The organism is Treponema sp. R6D11 (assembly GCF_054786075.1).
In genome coordinates this window covers 1-420 of record NZ_BDHD01000985.1, presented here as the reverse complement: position 1 = coordinate 420, position 420 = coordinate 1, and the positions used below count along the sequence as shown (strand labels likewise).

At 46.7% G+C, this 420-nt stretch carries 1 protein-coding gene; it reads right to left on the bottom strand.

Annotation, left to right across the window (positions count from 1 at the left end; translation table 11 throughout):
- Positions 1-420 (bottom strand): peptidylprolyl isomerase (locus ACYVTD_RS17120; RefSeq protein ID WP_461248846.1); only part of this gene is annotated, 420 nt, incomplete at both ends.

The window sequence follows — 420 nt, the reverse complement described above, 5'->3', positions numbered from 1 at the left end:
CTCTTCGGACGCTTTCGTCAAAATAGCCTGCTGTCTTTCGTTCATTAAAGCCTGCTTGATATAATCCCTTACGCGGACGTTGGTTCCCGGTTGAAGAATATCGTCAAGATCAAGAGGCTTCATGGAATAATTTTCCGTAATTTTAATAATTTGATACCCGGGAGTCCCTTCAATTAACTTGGACACTTCGCCCTGTTTTAGGCTGAAAGCGATATTTATAAAATCCTGTCCGACTAAGTTTTGCGCTTCATGGTTACGCGGAAGGAACCCACCGTCTCCCGCTATATAACCTGAATTCGGCACGTGGCTTCTTGATACGACTTCGTCGAATTTGGACGGGTTCGATCCTATTTCTTTAAGTAGCGAATTCGCAAAATCCCTGGCTTTCGCCCTGGAAGCGGCGTCCGGCCCGTACGGCAC